Consider the following 14239-nt stretch of genomic DNA (forward strand, 5'->3'; position numbering starts at 1 on the left):
GTTCTCCCGCGTGGGCACCCAGGCGGACGGCGCCCACGACCACGCTCCCCGATGGTGGTCGCCATCCTCGGTGCCGCCAGTCGCGTGAGGAAACCAACCTACTACTGCGCCGCCGCCACGATCACCGTGCGGTACGCGGCGGTGTCACCCGCGCGGTACAGGCCGATCGTCATCCGGGTCGCCGAGGGCAGCCGGATGGTGGCGCCCCACGCGCCGTCGCCGCCGGGGATGCGCCGCTCGATGATCTTGTTGCCGGTCGGGTCGGTCACCACCACGGTGTACGGCCCGTCCGCCTCGACCAGGCCGGTCGCCCGGATGTCGACGTCCCAGCCGTTGTCCGCGCCCACCGGGCCGGGCAGGTCGGAGTACAGGGTGGTGACGGTGACCTGGTAGCTGTCGTGCGAGTTGGCGTACGACAGCCAGCTCGCGCCACCGATCACGGCCAGCACCAGCAGCATCGGCAGCAGCTGCATGACCAGCGTGCGCCGCTCGAGCTTCTGCTCCGGCGAGGTCGGCGCGAACGGACCGGGCGGCGGCTTGGGCGCGTCGTCCCGGAAGACCGGGATCAGCTCGGTCTTCGGGCCCTCCTGCTCGTCCTCCTCCTCGCCCTGCCAGACCCGCTCGGGCACCGCCTTGAGGGCGAGCACGGCCAGGGTGATCCCGGCCAGGCCGAGCGCCCACGAGACCCGGTCGAGCTTGAAGCCGGCCACGTAGAGGAGCAGGCCGGAGACGATCATCGTGCCCAGGCTCAGCCCCGGCACCAGCACGGTCCGCTCGACCGCGCTCAGCGTCCGGTACCGGAAGATCAGCGCGATCAGGGCCAGGCCGGGCAGCAGCAGGCCGAGGGCCAGCCCGCCGGGGATGGCCAGCGCCCGCGGCCCGGCCAGCACCGCCGCGGCCGCCGCCACGGTGCCCGCCGCGGTGAGGACCGGCGCCGACAGCAGGACGGGGAGCGCGCGCGCCTTCACCGTCGTGGAGTTCATTACTGCACCCCCATGCGGTAGATGCGGACGGTGCCGTTGTCGTACAGCCGGTCCACGTCGGTCAGCGCGTCGAACTTGGTCAGCTGCCGGGTGGTCAGCGGCTCGGTGATCCGGCCGGCGTGCGGGTCGTTCTCGAAGTACGCCTCGCTCTGCGGCAGCTGGGTGCTGAGCCGGCGGTCGACCACCAGGTAGTTCACCCGGATCGAGGCGACCAGCTCGTCCTCGCTCAGGCCCCACTCGTCGGCGTAGTAGAGCGGGCCGACCTCGCGGACCGGGTCCTGCCGCCCGTACGTGGAGGCCAGTGACACCGAGGTGACGTCGCCGCCGACCCGGTTGCCCGGTCCGAGCACCCGCAGCTCCCACTCGGCCGCGTCCACCCCGTACGCGTCCACCGACCGCTCGAACCCGCCGGCCAGGTACGGGCCCGGCAGCAGCGACCCCAGCGGCGGCCAGCCACCGGCCCGGGCGCCGATCATCAGCAGCGTGACCAGGGCCGAGCCGGCCAGCACCCGGACCACCAGGTTCCGGCCGGTCGGCGGCGGCGTGGCCAGCGCCGGCGCCACCCAGTGCCGTCGTCCCGCCGAGTCCCGGGACGGCAAAATCTGCACCGCCCGGACCAGCGCGATCGCCGCGACGATGGAGATCGGGATGTAGGTGAACGTGGACAGCCGCCCGGCGATCTCCGGCCCGTTCTGCCCCAGGAACCGCACCCCGTTGCCGGCGAAGAAGACCAGGCCGCCGATCACCGCCGCCCAGCGCCAGCTGTCCCGGTCCCGCCGGATGACCATGTCCCGGGCCACCGCGATGAACAACACGAGCAGCCCGAGCAGGCCGGAGCCTTGCAGGATCAGCTGGTAGATCGGGGCCGCCGGCGCCGCGGTGGACGCGTCGCTGGTGCCGCCCATCAGGGTGTCGATCGTGGTGGCGACCTGCTGGATCGGCTCCTCGAGGTACGAGATCACGTCCCGTGCCACCAGCAGGATCCACGCCGTCACCGCGCCCAGCGCGATCAGCGGCATGGCCAGCGCCGACCAGCGCCGCGGCTTCTCGGTGAACAGCTCGGTCACGCCGAGCAGCAGCAGGGTGGCGACCAGCGCGAACGCCGTCACGTGGTGGCTGACCGTGGTCATCGCCATCGAGCCGATCGCGATCACCTGGAACGGCTTGCCGCCCTCGGCCCGCCACCGCCGGGTCGCCCAGATGGTCAGCATGAAGAACGGCAGCGCCGCGGTCTGGTAGAGGAACATCGAGCTGAAGAACAGGTAGTGCAGGGCGGTGGCGTACGTCGCGCAGGCCACCCCGGCGACCGCGGGCGAGTTGCTGGCCCGCAGCACGCAGACGAACAGCACGCCGACGAAGACCAGGTGGGCCACGCCGGCCACGATGATCCCGGCCCCGCTGACCGGCAGCCCGGTCATCGACGCCATCGCCGCGCCCATCTCGGCCAGGCCGGGGAAGTGCACCGCGGGCGGCAGCGCCGGGTTGGGCTGGAACAGCTTCCCGGTCTCCATGATCGTGGTGGTGGCCAGCCAGTGCTGGAGCTCGTCCGGGAACCGGAACTGGTCCGGGCTGTACATCCACTTCAGCAGGTACTGGTTGATGGCCAGGCCCATGACCAGCAGGAACGACTCGGCGACGCCGGCCATCCGGCGGCTCAGCAGGCGCAGCACGACCGGCGTGAAGACGACCACCTGGCCGATCCAGTAGGCGATCGGGGCGCTGCCGGCGCCGGACCGGCCGCCGGTGTAGGCCAGCGCCACGAGCAGCACGCCGAGGCTGGACAGCAGCAGCACCCAGGGGGCGCGGCCCAGGTCGTAGGGTCCGCCGCGGGGCGCCTTGCGGCGCTCGACCTCGGGTTGTGCGAGGGGGGCGGCCACCGGGATCTTCTGGGTACGCACGGAGCGCCCCGGAACGACCGTGATGCGGCGGGTCTCCTCCGCCCCGGGGATGATTCGTCTGGTGCGCTCGCCCGGGATGATCTTGACGGTCTCTTCGCCGGGGATGATCCGGACCGTCTCGTCGATGGCCGGCACGACCGGGATGACCTGCGTCGGGTGCTCGCCGGCCGGGGTCTCGACCTGAGCCTGAGGTTCAGTCTCAGCCTCCACCTGAGGTTGAGAGTCGTCCGGTTCGGCGGCTTCCGCCTCCACGACCTCGACGGCCTCCGGCTCCGCCGTCTCGACGACGGCCTCCGGCTCGGCGGTCTCGATCTCGGCTTCGGGTTCGGTCGGGGTCTCGTCCGGCTCTGCCTCAACGGTGTCGGTGGCATCCGGCGCCGCGACCTCCGCGTCCGCGGCCACGGGCTCCTCGGACTCGATTTCAGGCGACTCGACTTCGACCTCGGCCTCAGGCGCCTCGACCTGGGCCTCGACCTGGGCCTCGACCTGGGCCTCGACCTGGGCCTCGGCCTCGGCCTCGGGCGCGACCTGGGCCTCGGGCGCCGGCGCCGCGCCGACGGCCGCGGCCGCCTGCGCGGGCGGGATCGGCTTGGCCGGCACGCCCTCGGTCGTCTGGATGTCGGCGATCTTGGTGCGGGTGGCCTCGACCGGTCCGGCCGGCCGCACCCGGGCCTTGCCCCGGGCGGGCTCGACCCGGTTCGGCGGCCGTCCGCCCGGCACCTGGGCCGTGCCGCGGGCGCGGTCGTCCGGCTCGGGCGCTTCCTCGGTCGCGGTCCGGTCGCCGGATCGCTGGTCAGACATCTCGCGGGCCTCCGCGGCGTCGGGGGACCCGGCGCCGTTGATCGACGTCACCGGAGCCGGCGGCAAGCCTGGTGGCGTGCGCGGCTCGGGTGTGTCGTCCTTCGGCATGAATGTCCCCGGCGGGCATCTGGTCTCGTGACATCTGTGGTCCCTGTTCCGATGTTGCCCCGGACCAGGTCCACTTTTCCGCTGTTCGGGCGATCGGCACGGTCAGCTGTCGCTCCGGGCCCTGGCCCGGGCGGCGCGGCGGCCCTTGAGGTACGCCCGCGGGCCGGCCAGCATCCCCTTCCGGTTCGCCTTGAGCAGCTCGCGCGGGAAGTCGTCCTGCAGCGTGGAGACGCGCAGGCTGTCCGACCCGGTCAGGTCGCGCAGCGCGGTGGGGGCCAGCTTGATCAGCGGCCACAGCAGCCCCGGCCGGCTCAGCACCAGGCTGGTGTACGCCGCGGTGAGCCCCGCGCCGTACCCGACCATCTGCTTCTCCAGCCCGGCCAGGTCACGCCGGTGGTAGTGGTGGGTGACCGCCGACGGCTGGTAGACGATCGTGCCCCCGCCGACCAGCACCTGGGTGAAGGCCAGGGTGTCCTCCGAGCCCATGGCCGGGGTGCCGGCGCCCAGCGCCACGTCGAAGCCGCCGATCCGCTCGATCACGCCGGGCCGGAAGGTCATGTTGGCCCCGGTGCCGAACGGCGGCAGCGGGTAGAGCGGGCTCTGCTTGTGCGCGGTGGCCGGGCTGAACACGTCCGGCTTGAAGCCGCGGCCCTTGCTGTGCCCGCCGAACTGCTCGAACCACAGCTGGGCCCGGGTCTCCAGCTCGGCCGGCACGATCACGCCGGAGATCACGTCGGCGTCCGGGTGGTCGGCCAGCGCCCGGGCCACCTCGGCCAGCCAGTTCACGTCGGCCCGCTCGTCGTCGTCGATCCAGGCCAGGATCTCGCCGGGCGCCGCCTTGACGGCGGTGTTGCGGGCGAAGGACAGGCCGGGGGCCGGCTCGCAGAGGTAGTCGACGTGCCCGCGTGCGGCGGCGGCCTCGACCACCTCCTTGGTGGCGTCGCTGGTGGGGGCGTTGTCCACGACCAGCACCCGGAAGGCCGGGTAGTTCTGCGCGAGGAGGCTGTCCAGGCAGTTGCGGAGCTCTTCCGGGTGCTCCCGGGTGCAGATCACCACGGTGATGTGCGGGGCGGTGGCCAGCACCTCGCGCCGGCGGGCCAGGAAGGCCGGCTCGGTGTCGGTGGTGATGCCGTCGATCGGCAGCGTGTCCAGGCCGAGCGCGCTGAGCTGCGGCTGCACGGTGGTGCCGAGCTCGTGGTCGATGATCCGGCCCACGTCGGCCGGGCGCAGGCCCTTGAGCGGCACGTCGACCAGCACGGTGCCGATCGGCTCGGTGAACAGCCGGACCAGCATCCAGGCCTTCAGCACCCGGCGGCCGTCGGCGGCGATGCCGGCGATGGTCGGCAGCGGGTCGGACAGGTCGATGTCGTGCACCGCGGCGGGGCGGGTGCCGCCGACCGGCTCGACGCCCGGGCCGAGCAGCAGGTCGTCGTCGCGCTGGGCGGGCGCCCACGCGGCGCCGTTGAGGTCGGTGGTCATCGGCTGGCCTCCAGCTCCGGGCGGTGGGCGGGCTTGGTGCGCTTGGTCGAAAGGGTCTCCACCGCGCCGCCGACGCCGGCCGCGGCGACGCCGGCGAGCACGCTGCCGGCCTTGAGGGCGTGCGCGACGCCCCGGCCCCGCGAGGCGGCGGCGATGTTGCGGACCACGGCGCGGGGCAGCGAGCGCAGGTAGTCGCGCTCGGCGCCGAGCGAGTCGCCCTTGGTGTTCAGGCCGGCCATCTGCACCTTGCCGCGGCCCTCGGCGTAGCAGCGCTTGATGAAGAACGAGAAGGTGGACCGGCTCGCCGGCACCTCGTGGCGGATCACCGCGTCCGGCACGTACATCCAGTGGCCGCCGGTGGCCTGGCTCAACCGGATGCACAGCTCGGTGTCCTCGGGGCGGTTCTGGCCACCGAGCTTGCCGAAGCCGGTACGGAAGCCTCCGACCTGGACGAACGCCTCGCGCCGGACCACCATGCTCGCCGACCAGACGTTGCGGATGGGTGAGATCTCGGTGGGCATGCCGGCGTACGAGCCGCCGACCGCCCAGAGGAACTCCTCGGGCATCCAGCGCGGCTCCGTTCCCTCCCACGCCGGGCTGATCCCGCCGCCGGTGCCGATCACCTTGGGGTCGGCGAACGGCGCGACGAGCCTGCCCAGCCAGTCCGGCTCGGCAGTGATGTCGTCGTCCATGAACGCGATCAGCGCGGTGTGGGTGTGGAAGGCGCCGGTGTTGCGGTTGCCCGACACGCCCTGGGCGTACAGGTTCTCCAGCACCGTCACGCCCTGGAGGTCACGGCGGGCGCGCCGGTAGAGCGCCGGGTTGTGGTCGACCACGACCACGACCTCGGCCGGGGTGTAGATCTGCGACCGTGCGCAGGCGACGGTGCGGACCAGCGATGACCAGCGTTGTTCGGTGTGGGTGGGGATCACGATGCTGATCTCGGGACGGAAGTTCTCCACGTGGGGGGACTCCTTGCGAGGCGGGCGGAACTGGGGAGCGGGTGGGTGGGGAGCGGGGCGACCGGGTGGGGTCAGTCGCCGGCGCGGGCCTCGAGGCGCTTCTTGATGTCGTCGGTACGCCCGGCGCCGACCTCGCGGAACGGGCCTCGGTTGACGTGCGCGCCGGCCGAGCGGGGGTCGGCGGGGTGCGCGGCGGCGGCCGGGGTGTTCCGGTTGACCTGCTCGAGGCGGTTGCCGGCGGGCTGGGCCGGCACCTGGGCGGTGGCGATGGCCGGGAGCCGTCCGGCGCGGCGGTTGCGGCGCATCCGGCCGTACTCGCTGAAGATCGTGCGCAGCACCCGCGCGCCGTCACGGAAGGTGTTGAGGTTCGTCACTCCGTGGATGCGGGCGTGCTCGACGCTGCCGACCTCGCCGACCTCGAGCTGGTCGACCGCGGCCCGGATGTTGATCATCGTCTCGATCTCGAAGCCGTCGCCCCACAGCTTGCTGCCGTCGGCGTTGCGGGGGAGCCGGGTGTCCGGAAGGTCCAGCGACGGGACCACGCGGCGCCAGAACGCGTTGTAGCCGTAGCAGAGATCGGTGAACTTCGTACCGAACAGTACGTTGACCACGACGTTGAGCCCATCGTTGCCCAGCTTGCGCAGCTTGGTGATGTCGTGGCTGTGCCCGCCGTGGCTGAACCGGGATCCCTTGACGAAGTCGTCGCCGGCCACCAGCTTGGCCACGAACAGCGGGATCTCCTTCGGGTCGGTCGACCCGTCGGCGTCGATCATCACGATGATGTCGCTCGTGCACGCGGCGAAGCCGCAGGCCAGGGCGTTGCCCTTGCCGGTGCGGGTCTGCTGCACGACAACCACGTCGGGGCGCAGCTCGCGGGCCACCTCGACGGTCCGGTCCTTCGATCCACCGTCGACCAGGACGACCTCGTCGATGCCGTCCGGCAGGTCGGCGAAAACGTGCGGGAGATTCCGTTCCTCGTTGAGGGTGGGGATCACAACGCTTACCGTCGGTAACGACGTGCCGTTACCCGGCGTGTTGCCGGCTGGCGGGGAGAGCTGCATGTCGGTCCCTTCAGGGGGCGGCGGTTGCGACCCTTTCCGGGGGTTTCGGAGACCGGAACCCGAGTCGCTCGCTTCTGCCCAAGACCCTAGCAACACGCTACGTAGCGTCAACTGACCAAAGGGACAGGTCGCGGATGTCCGTGTGTTGAACCGGCGACATCCGTATGAGCAGGGGTTATTCACTCGGGTAGCAAGATTGTCTTGAAGTCCCGCCAGTCACGCTTGGTAACGGGCATTGGTCATCAAGATCCGCGTAAGGGACGTCCACGCATCGAAGCGTCCAGTCGTGTCGATCAACCATCGGAATGGGGCATTGTCGGTATGTCGGAATGGCAGGTGTGAGTTATGCCACTGGATGCTGCGGTTACAAACCGTGATGGCGTGGTGCAGCTCGGTTATATCGGACGGGTGACGCGGCCGGCCGGCCATCGATGGTTGAATATCACTCATGATTTCCGGCCGGCTTAGACTCGTTGCGTGAGTCAAGCACTACCGTGGGTGAGGCGATGACGGACGACAGTGCGGTGTGTGTTTGTGGTCACCCGCAGGACGCACACGAACACCTTCGCCGCGGCACCGACTGCACCTTCTGCGGTGCCGGGAAGTGCGCGCGGTTCCGTCGCCGGCGCTGGTGGCGCCGAGCCGTCCAGGCCGAGCCGTCCAGGCCGAGCCGTCCAGGCCGGGGCGCGGGCCGGAATCGCCCGGAAGCGGTCACCATCACCCGGATGAGCGGTCACGATGGTGGCGGGCCTGCCGCCCGCATTCGCCAATGCCTATAAAGCCGGTAGGCTAACTCCGTTCTCGCGGCCGGACGGCCGCCCGTGAGGAGGACCCGATGGCGCTTCCGGACTTCCTGATCGCAGGTGTGCCGAAGGCCGGAACCACGGCCCTGCACGCCGCCCTGGCCCCCCATCCCGACCTGTTCCTGTCGCGGGTCAAGGAGCCGAAGTTCTTCCTCAGCTCCGGCCGGCCGCCGGACACCGGTGGTCCGGGCGACGTGCAGACCTATCAGGAGCACGTGTGGCGCCGGGCCGACTACGAGGCCCTCTTCGACGCGGCGCCGCCCGGCGCCCTGACCGGCGAGGCGACGCCGTTCTACCTGGGTGACCTGGCCGCGCACGACCGGATCGCGAGGCTGCTGCCCGACGTACGCCTGATCCTTCTGCTCCGCGACCCGGTCGACCGCGCCCATTCGAACTGGACCCACCTCTGGATCGCGGGCCTGGAGTCCGAGGCCGACTTCCTGGCCGCGTGCGAGTCCGAGGCCGACCGGATCGCGGCCGGCTGGGCCGACTTCTGGCACTACAAGCGGCTCGGGCTCTACGGCGAGCAGATCCAGCACCTGTTCGAGCGGATCAACCGGGACCGGGTGCTGCTGCTGCGCTACCGCGACCTCGAGGACGCGCCGGTCGCCACGCTCGACCGGGTCTGCGAGTTCCTGGGTGTGCGCACCGGGGTGCTGCCGTTGATCCCCAAGGAGAACGTCAACCGGCACGTGGTCGAGGACAACGCGGTCAACGGCGTCCTCCGTGGCCTGCTCCGTGCGGGCGGCGCCGTCGGCCACCGCTTCCCGGTGCCGTTGCGCCTGGCTGCCCGCGGCCCGCTGTTGACCCTGCTGCACCGCAAGAACGGGACGCGGCCGGGCACCACCCCGGCGATGCGCGAGGCGTTGCTGCCATACTTCTCCGACGACATCGCCCTGCTGGAGAAGATCACCGGCGAGCACTATGACGACTGGCTCGAGGTGGAGCGACACGCCACCAAGGACGAATCCCCACCAGTTGTATAGAGAATGCGGGTACCCTTCGCAGCGATCATCATCGCGAGTACGAGGGAGTGCGCCGTGACCACCGGGATTTCCACCCTGCCGCTGCCACGCTGGGACGAGTCGGTCGTGGTGGTCGAGCCGCCCGGCAGCGAACCCGGCGCCTGGTCCGGGGCGCCCAGCGCGGTCGTGTCCGACGGGCACGTCTACCTGGCCTACCGGCTGCGGCTGCCGATCGGCGCCGGCCGCGGCATCGCCAACGTGGTCGCCAGGTCGGCCGACGGCCTGACCTTCACCACGCTGGCCGAGGTCAGCAAGGACACGTTCGGCGCCGAGTCGCTGGAGCGCCCGGCCATCGTGCGGACGCCCGAGGGGCGGTGGCGGCTCTACGTCAGCGTGGCCACCCCGGGCACCAAGCACTGGCGGGTCGACCTGGTCGAGGCCGACACCCCCGAGGGCCTGGCCACGGCCACCCCGCGCACGGTGCTGGCCGGCGACGAGGCGCGCGGCGTGAAAGACCCGGTGATCCACCACGACGAGTACAGCTGGCACCTGTGGGCCTCGGTGCACCCGCTCGAGTCGTGGGACGACGCCGACCGGATGACCACCGAATACTTCACCAGCCCCGACGGTGTGCTGTGGACGTGGCGGCGGACCGCGCTGACCGGCCGGGCCGGCGAGTGGGACGCGCGCGGCGTACGCGTCTCGTCGGTCGTGGTCGACGGCGACGAGGTGCAGGCGGCGTACGACGGCCGGGCCACGGCGGGGGAGAACTGGGAGGAGCGCACGGGCACGGCCCGGGGCGCCCGCCTCGCCGACGGCAGTTTCGGCCCGCTCACCGCCGCCGACGGGCCGCCGCTGGGTAGCCCGCACGCCCCGAACGGGCTGCGCTACCTGAGCGTGGTCACCATGCCGGACGGCGCCGGCCGGCTGTACTACGAGGCGACCCGCGCCGACGGCGCCCACGACCTGCGGAGCGAGCCGGCCTGAGAGCGGCGTCACGCTGCTCGGGGGCGCGCGCCCGGCCGAGCCCGACCTGGCCTAACGTCGATCTTGAACGCGCGGTGCCGGCGTACCAATCAAGGCATCGATCACGGCGGGGCCGTCCTCACGAAGGGCGGCCCCGCTGTGTCAGCACCCCCGACCACTCGGACGGGTGTACGGATCTTCCGTTTGTCGCGGGCGGCGCGAGGGTAGGCAACGTTCGTGGCCGGGGGGACGGGAGTGTGTTGACGATGCGCGTGGTGGGCGAGCGGTACGAGCTCGTGCGGCGCATCGGCATCGGCGGCATGTCCGAGGTGTGGCACGGCCACGACCAGGTGCTCGACCGTCCCGTCGCGGTGAAGCTGATGTCGACCGCGGCGGCCGGCACGCTCGGCGAGGTCTCCGGCGTCGACGTCGTCCGCACCGAGGCCCGCTCGGCGGCCCGGCTGGCCCATCCCAACGTGGCCGGCGTGCACGACTTCGGCACCTCACGCTCGGGCGGCGAGGACGTGCCGTACATCGTCATGGAGCTGGTCGAGGGGCAGACGCTCAGCGACCACCTGGCCCGTGCGCCGCTGGACTGGCGGATCGCCGTCCGCGTCGCGGCCGAGGTCGCCGCCGCGCTGGCCGCCGCACACGCCGAGCATGTCGTGCACCGCGACATCAAGCCGGCCAACATCATGCTCACCCCGGCCGGCGCCAAGGTGCTCGACTTCGGCATCGCCGCCGCGATCGGATCGCCCGACCCCGATCCGGAGGGCCCGGTGATGGGCACCCCGGCGTACGTCGCCCCGGAGCGCTTCGACGGCCTGCCCGCGACCCCGGCGACCGACATGTTCTCGCTGGGCACGCTGCTCTACCACTGCCTGTCCGGCCGGTTGCCGTGGACCGCCACGACCAACACCGAGCTGGTGCACGCCCAGCGCTTCGACCACCCCGACCCGCTGCCCCCGATCGAGGGGATGGCGAGCGAGGTGCTCGACCTGATGTCCCGCTGCCTCGACAAGGACCCGCTCGAGCGCCCGACCGCCATGGTCGCCGCGCTGCTGCTGGCCGAGGCGGTGGATGCCCGGGTCTACGTGCCGATGGCCGACTTCGAGTCGGCCCGGCCGCTGCCGGCCTTCGACCAGCGGGCGGCCGAGATGCCGACCGCGGCGTCGATGCCGACCGAGCCGCGTTTCGGCCGGCATCGAGCCGACTAGCGCTTGTCCTGCCGATCAGCCGCTGCGAGGTACGACGACCAGAGGGCTGCGCGCGCCCCGGACCAGCTTCGTCGAGACCCCGCCGAGCAGGACCCGGCGGGCCGGGCCGTAGCCCCGCGAGCCGCAGCAGAGGACGTCCACCTCGTCGAGCTCGGTGAGCGCCTCGACCACGTGGCCGGTGAGCAGCTTCCAGTCGACCTCGACGCCGCTGACCGTGGCGGCCGCCCGGCGCAACGATTCCTCGTACGTCTCGCGGGCGGTCTCCAGGAACGCGTGCTCCGCGTCCGCCCCGACCAGGAACGGCAGCGTCCCGTCGGTGTCCGCCACCACCGTGTAGAGCCGCAGCGTGGTGCCGGTCCGGCGGGCGATCTCGGCGCCTTCGGCCAGCGCGGCGCGTCCGTCCGGCGTGTCCACGTAGGCGACGCCGACCCGGCCGTGGGCGCCCGGCGCCGCCCCCATCTCCTGCGGCGCGACCGCGATCGGCCACTGGCTGCCGGCCAGCAGGCGTTCGGCCGTGCTGCCGGCGAGGAGCCGGTTCTTCGGCCCGGTGCTGGAGGAGCCGACCGTGATCACCGAGGCCCGTACCTCCTCGGCCAGGTCGTGCAGCCCGTGCGCGGCCGAGGAGGACGCCACCGAGCGGTACTCCACCTCGCCGGGCACGTCGGCCAGCGCCGCCCGGGCGCCGTCGAGCACGGCCTCCGCGGCCCGGTGCCGGTCGGCGACCCATTCGGCGTCGACCCGGCCCGAGCCGAGCGCGCTGGGCGCCGCGTGCACGACCGCCACGACCAGCGGCACGCCCAGGCTGTCGGCCAGCCAGCGGCCCAGGAACAGGGCGTCGGTGCCGCACGCCTGGCCGTCGACGCCGGTGACGACCGGTCCGGTCATCTCGGCTCACCTCCGTCCGGCGGCGGGGTGGTGCGGCCGGCCAGCGCGTCCTTGCGGACCTTGGAGTGGCGGTAGCCGTACGCGAAGTAGATGACGATGCCGATGACCAGCCAGACCACGAACCGGATCCAGGTGTCGATGGGCAGGTCGCTCATCAGGTAGACGGCGAACAGCACGCCGAGGATCGGCAGCACCGGCGACCACGGCACGCGGTACGGCCGCGGCATCTCCGGCCGGGTCCGGCGCAGGATGATCACGCCGATGTTGACCAGCACGAACGCGAACAGCGTGCCGATGTTCACCAGCTTGACGATCTCGCTCAGCGGCACCAGGGCGGCCAGGATGGCGATCAGCACGCCGAGGCCGATGGTGAGCCGGGCCGGGGTGCCGTACCGCTGGTTGACCTGGGCCAGCCTCTCCGGGAGCAGGCCGTCGCGGCACATGGCGAAGAAGATGCGGGTCTGGCCGTACATGATGACGAGGACCACGCTGGTGATCGCGACGACCGCGCCGAGCGCCAGGATCCCGGCCGCCCAGCTGATGCCCGCGCCCTGGTCGAGCGCGGCGGCCAGCGGCGCGTCGCTCTCCTTCATCTGGTCCGGGCTGGCGATGCCGAGCGCGCCGACCGCGGTCAGCACGTAGAAGATCGTGCAGATGATCAGCGAGCCGATGATCGCCCGCGGCAGGTCCTTGGCCGGGTTGCGGGCCTCCTCGGAGCCGGTCGAGACCGCGTCGAACCCGATGTACGCGAAGAAGATGATCGCCGCGGCCGAGGTCACCCCGTCGACCCCGGTGGGCGCGAAGTTCTGGAAGTTGCCGGTGCCGAAGTTGACGAACGCCACCACGATGAAGAACAGCAGCACGGTCAGCTTGATGACGACCATGACGAAGTTGACCCGTGCGCTCTCGGTGACGCCCCGGACCAGCAGGAGCGTGATCGCCAGGACGATGAACACGGCCGGCAGGTTGAAGACGCCGCCGTCCTCGGGCGACTTCGAGATCGCGTCGGGCAGGGCCACGCCGAAGGCGGAGTCGAGGAACGCGTTCAGGTTGCCGCCCCACCCGACCGCGATCGCGGCCACCGAGACGCCGTACTCCAGGATCAGGTCCCACCCGATGATCCAGGCGACGATCTCGCCGAGGGTGGCGTACGTGTAGGTGTAGGCGCTGCCGGCGACCGGGATGGACGAGGCCAGCTCGGCGTACGACAACGCGGAGAACGCACAGGCCACGGCGGCCAGCACGAACGAGAGGATGACGGCGGGACCGGCCACGCCGGCGCCCTCGCCGATGACCACGAAGATGCCGGTGCCGATGATCGCGCCGACGCCCATCGCGGTGAGCTGACTGGCGCCGACCGCCTTCTTGAGGCCGTGTCCTTCCTCACTGGTCTCGGTGATCAGGGAACGCACATCACGGATCGCGAAGATCCCCGGTTTCTGTCCCGATGCTGTGGCCATAGAACCCACGCCTCCGCCCTGCCGGGTGACGGTTACCGATGCTCACAGTTCCGTTCCCACAGGTGGGCCGCAAGATGGACGGCAAGTGGATCAGCAGAGTCCGGCAATCTTGGTGTCGCCTCTTGTGCAATCGCCCGGACGGTGGGTGACCGGGAGCGCACGCGGTGTACGCCGGGGTCGCGGAAAGATGCGCCAACCTGCGGGGGATGAGCAGGTCGTTGTACGGTGGGGAAGCAGTCACACGACAAGGAGAGGCCCAGCATGGGTGAGGCCGTGATGACGACCCGGCGCCAGGCCGACGGGGCCATGGTGGTCGACGTGCGCGGCACCCTGGACGCGGCCACCGTCGACGCGTTGCGCGAGGCGTTGCTGTCCACGCTGCACGCGGAACGACCGGTCACGATGATCGTCGACCTGACGTTCGTCACGTTCATGGACTCGATGGGCATCGGCGCGCTGGTCACCGGCTACAACGCCGCGCGCGAGACCGGCACCCGGTTCGTGCTGCGCAACCCCAGCGAGTTCGTGCACCGCCAGCTCCGGGTCACCGGCCTGGCCGAGATGTTCGGGCTCCCGCCGTCGATGGAGTCCCCGCAGCACTACGGCTCGTAGATCTTGTGCCCTTCCCTGGAGGGACCGTTAAGGTTCGTT

The 14239-nt window shown here is 71.6% G+C and carries 11 protein-coding genes and 1 riboswitch; of the genes, 4 read left to right on the forward strand and 7 right to left on the reverse strand.

Annotation, left to right across the window (positions count from 1 at the left end; all coding sequences use genetic code 11):
• Positions 1-9 precede the first annotated feature (9 nt).
• A riboswitch (ZMP/ZTP riboswitch) is annotated at positions 10-94 on the reverse strand.
• Positions 95-101: 7 nt separating this feature from the next.
• The 5 genes from AB0O15_RS25375 to AB0O15_RS25395 form a co-directional block, all read right to left on the reverse strand.
• A complete protein-coding gene (locus tag AB0O15_RS25375) occupies positions 102-983 on the reverse strand; it encodes a DUF1616 domain-containing protein (protein WP_364322935.1) in 882 nt (293 codons plus the stop codon).
• Positions 983-3682, reverse strand: coding sequence for a hypothetical protein (locus tag AB0O15_RS25380; RefSeq protein WP_364322938.1), 2700 nt, complete (start codon positions 3680-3682; stop codon positions 983-985). Before AB0O15_RS25380 ends, AB0O15_RS25375 begins: the two co-directional genes overlap by 1 nt.
• A gap of 210 nt (positions 3683-3892) precedes the next feature.
• Positions 3893-5269 carry a glycosyltransferase family 2 protein gene (locus AB0O15_RS25385; RefSeq protein ID WP_364322941.1) on the reverse strand — a complete coding sequence of 459 codons (1377 nt, stop codon included), beginning with the start codon at positions 5267-5269 and terminating at the stop codon, positions 3893-3895.
• Positions 5266-6231, reverse strand: coding sequence for a glycosyltransferase family 2 protein (locus AB0O15_RS25390; protein ID WP_364322943.1), 966 nt, complete (start codon positions 6229-6231; stop codon positions 5266-5268). Before AB0O15_RS25390 ends, AB0O15_RS25385 begins: the two co-directional genes overlap by 4 nt.
• 71 nt (positions 6232-6302) lie before the next feature.
• Complete coding sequence (locus AB0O15_RS25395; RefSeq protein ID WP_364322946.1) at positions 6303-7226, reverse strand: glycosyltransferase family 2 protein; 924 nt, start codon at positions 7224-7226, stop codon at positions 6303-6305.
• A gap of 901 nt (positions 7227-8127) precedes the next feature.
• On the opposite strand from AB0O15_RS25395, the gene AB0O15_RS25400 reads away from it, so the two are divergent.
• The 3 genes from AB0O15_RS25400 (at position 8128) to AB0O15_RS25410 (ending at position 11243) form a co-directional block, all read left to right on the forward strand.
• On the forward strand, positions 8128-9081 hold the full coding sequence (locus tag AB0O15_RS25400; protein ID WP_364322950.1) for a sulfotransferase: 954 nt from the start codon (positions 8128-8130) through the stop codon (positions 9079-9081).
• Positions 9082-9135: 54 nt separating this feature from the next.
• Entirely contained in the window at positions 9136-10047 is a 912-nt protein-coding gene (locus AB0O15_RS25405; RefSeq protein WP_364322953.1) for a hypothetical protein, read from the forward strand.
• 245 nt (positions 10048-10292) lie between these two features.
• The gene (locus tag AB0O15_RS25410; protein WP_364322956.1) at positions 10293-11243 is read left to right on the forward strand and encodes a serine/threonine-protein kinase; all 951 of its coding nucleotides are present in this window, start codon (positions 10293-10295) and stop codon (positions 11241-11243) included.
• A gap of 15 nt (positions 11244-11258) precedes the next feature.
• Here the strand turns inward: AB0O15_RS25410 and AB0O15_RS25415 are convergent, their stop codons facing one another.
• Together AB0O15_RS25415 and AB0O15_RS25420 are read right to left on the reverse strand one after the other, a co-directional pair.
• A complete protein-coding gene (locus AB0O15_RS25415) occupies positions 11259-12128 on the reverse strand; it encodes a universal stress protein (protein WP_364322959.1) in 870 nt (289 codons plus the stop codon).
• Entirely contained in the window at positions 12125-13540 is a 1416-nt protein-coding gene (locus AB0O15_RS25420) for an amino acid permease (protein WP_364322962.1), read from the reverse strand. Before AB0O15_RS25420 ends, AB0O15_RS25415 begins: the two co-directional genes overlap by 4 nt.
• A 309-nt stretch (positions 13541-13849) precedes the next feature.
• Here AB0O15_RS25420 and AB0O15_RS25425 point away from each other — a divergent pair, with 309 nt between their 5' ends.
• A complete protein-coding gene (locus AB0O15_RS25425) occupies positions 13850-14200 on the forward strand; it encodes an STAS domain-containing protein (protein ID WP_364322964.1) in 351 nt (116 codons plus the stop codon).
• The last annotated feature ends 39 nt before the right edge of the window (positions 14201-14239 follow it).

The sequence above is a fragment of the Actinoplanes sp. NPDC089786 genome, assembly GCF_040684855.1.
Classification (GTDB): Bacteria; Actinomycetota; Actinomycetes; order Mycobacteriales; family Micromonosporaceae; genus Actinoplanes.

What these genes read in the sequence shown, in the direction of transcription:
- AB0O15_RS25400 (WP_364322950.1), top strand. Translation starts at nt 8,128, where the DNA reads ATGGCGCTTCCGGACTTCCTGATCGCAGGTGTGCCGAAGGCCGGAACC.
- AB0O15_RS25410 (WP_364322956.1), top strand. Translation starts at nt 10,293, where the DNA reads ATGCGCGTGGTGGGCGAGCGGTACGAGCTCGTGCGGCGCATCGGCATC.
- AB0O15_RS25425 (WP_364322964.1), top strand. Translation starts at nt 13,850, where the DNA reads ATGGGTGAGGCCGTGATGACGACCCGGCGCCAGGCCGACGGGGCCATG.
- AB0O15_RS25380 (WP_364322938.1), bottom strand. Translation starts at nt 3,682, where the DNA reads ATGTCTGACCAGCGATCCGGCGACCGGACCGCGACCGAGGAAGCGCCC.
- AB0O15_RS25415 (WP_364322959.1), bottom strand. Translation starts at nt 12,128, where the DNA reads ATGACCGGACCGGTCGTCACCGGCGTCGACGGCCAGGCGTGCGGCACC.
- AB0O15_RS25385 (WP_364322941.1), bottom strand. Translation starts at nt 5,269, where the DNA reads ATGACCACCGACCTCAACGGCGCCGCGTGGGCGCCCGCCCAGCGCGAC.
- AB0O15_RS25375 (WP_364322935.1), bottom strand. Translation starts at nt 983, where the DNA reads ATGAACTCCACGACGGTGAAGGCGCGCGCGCTCCCCGTCCTGCTGTCG.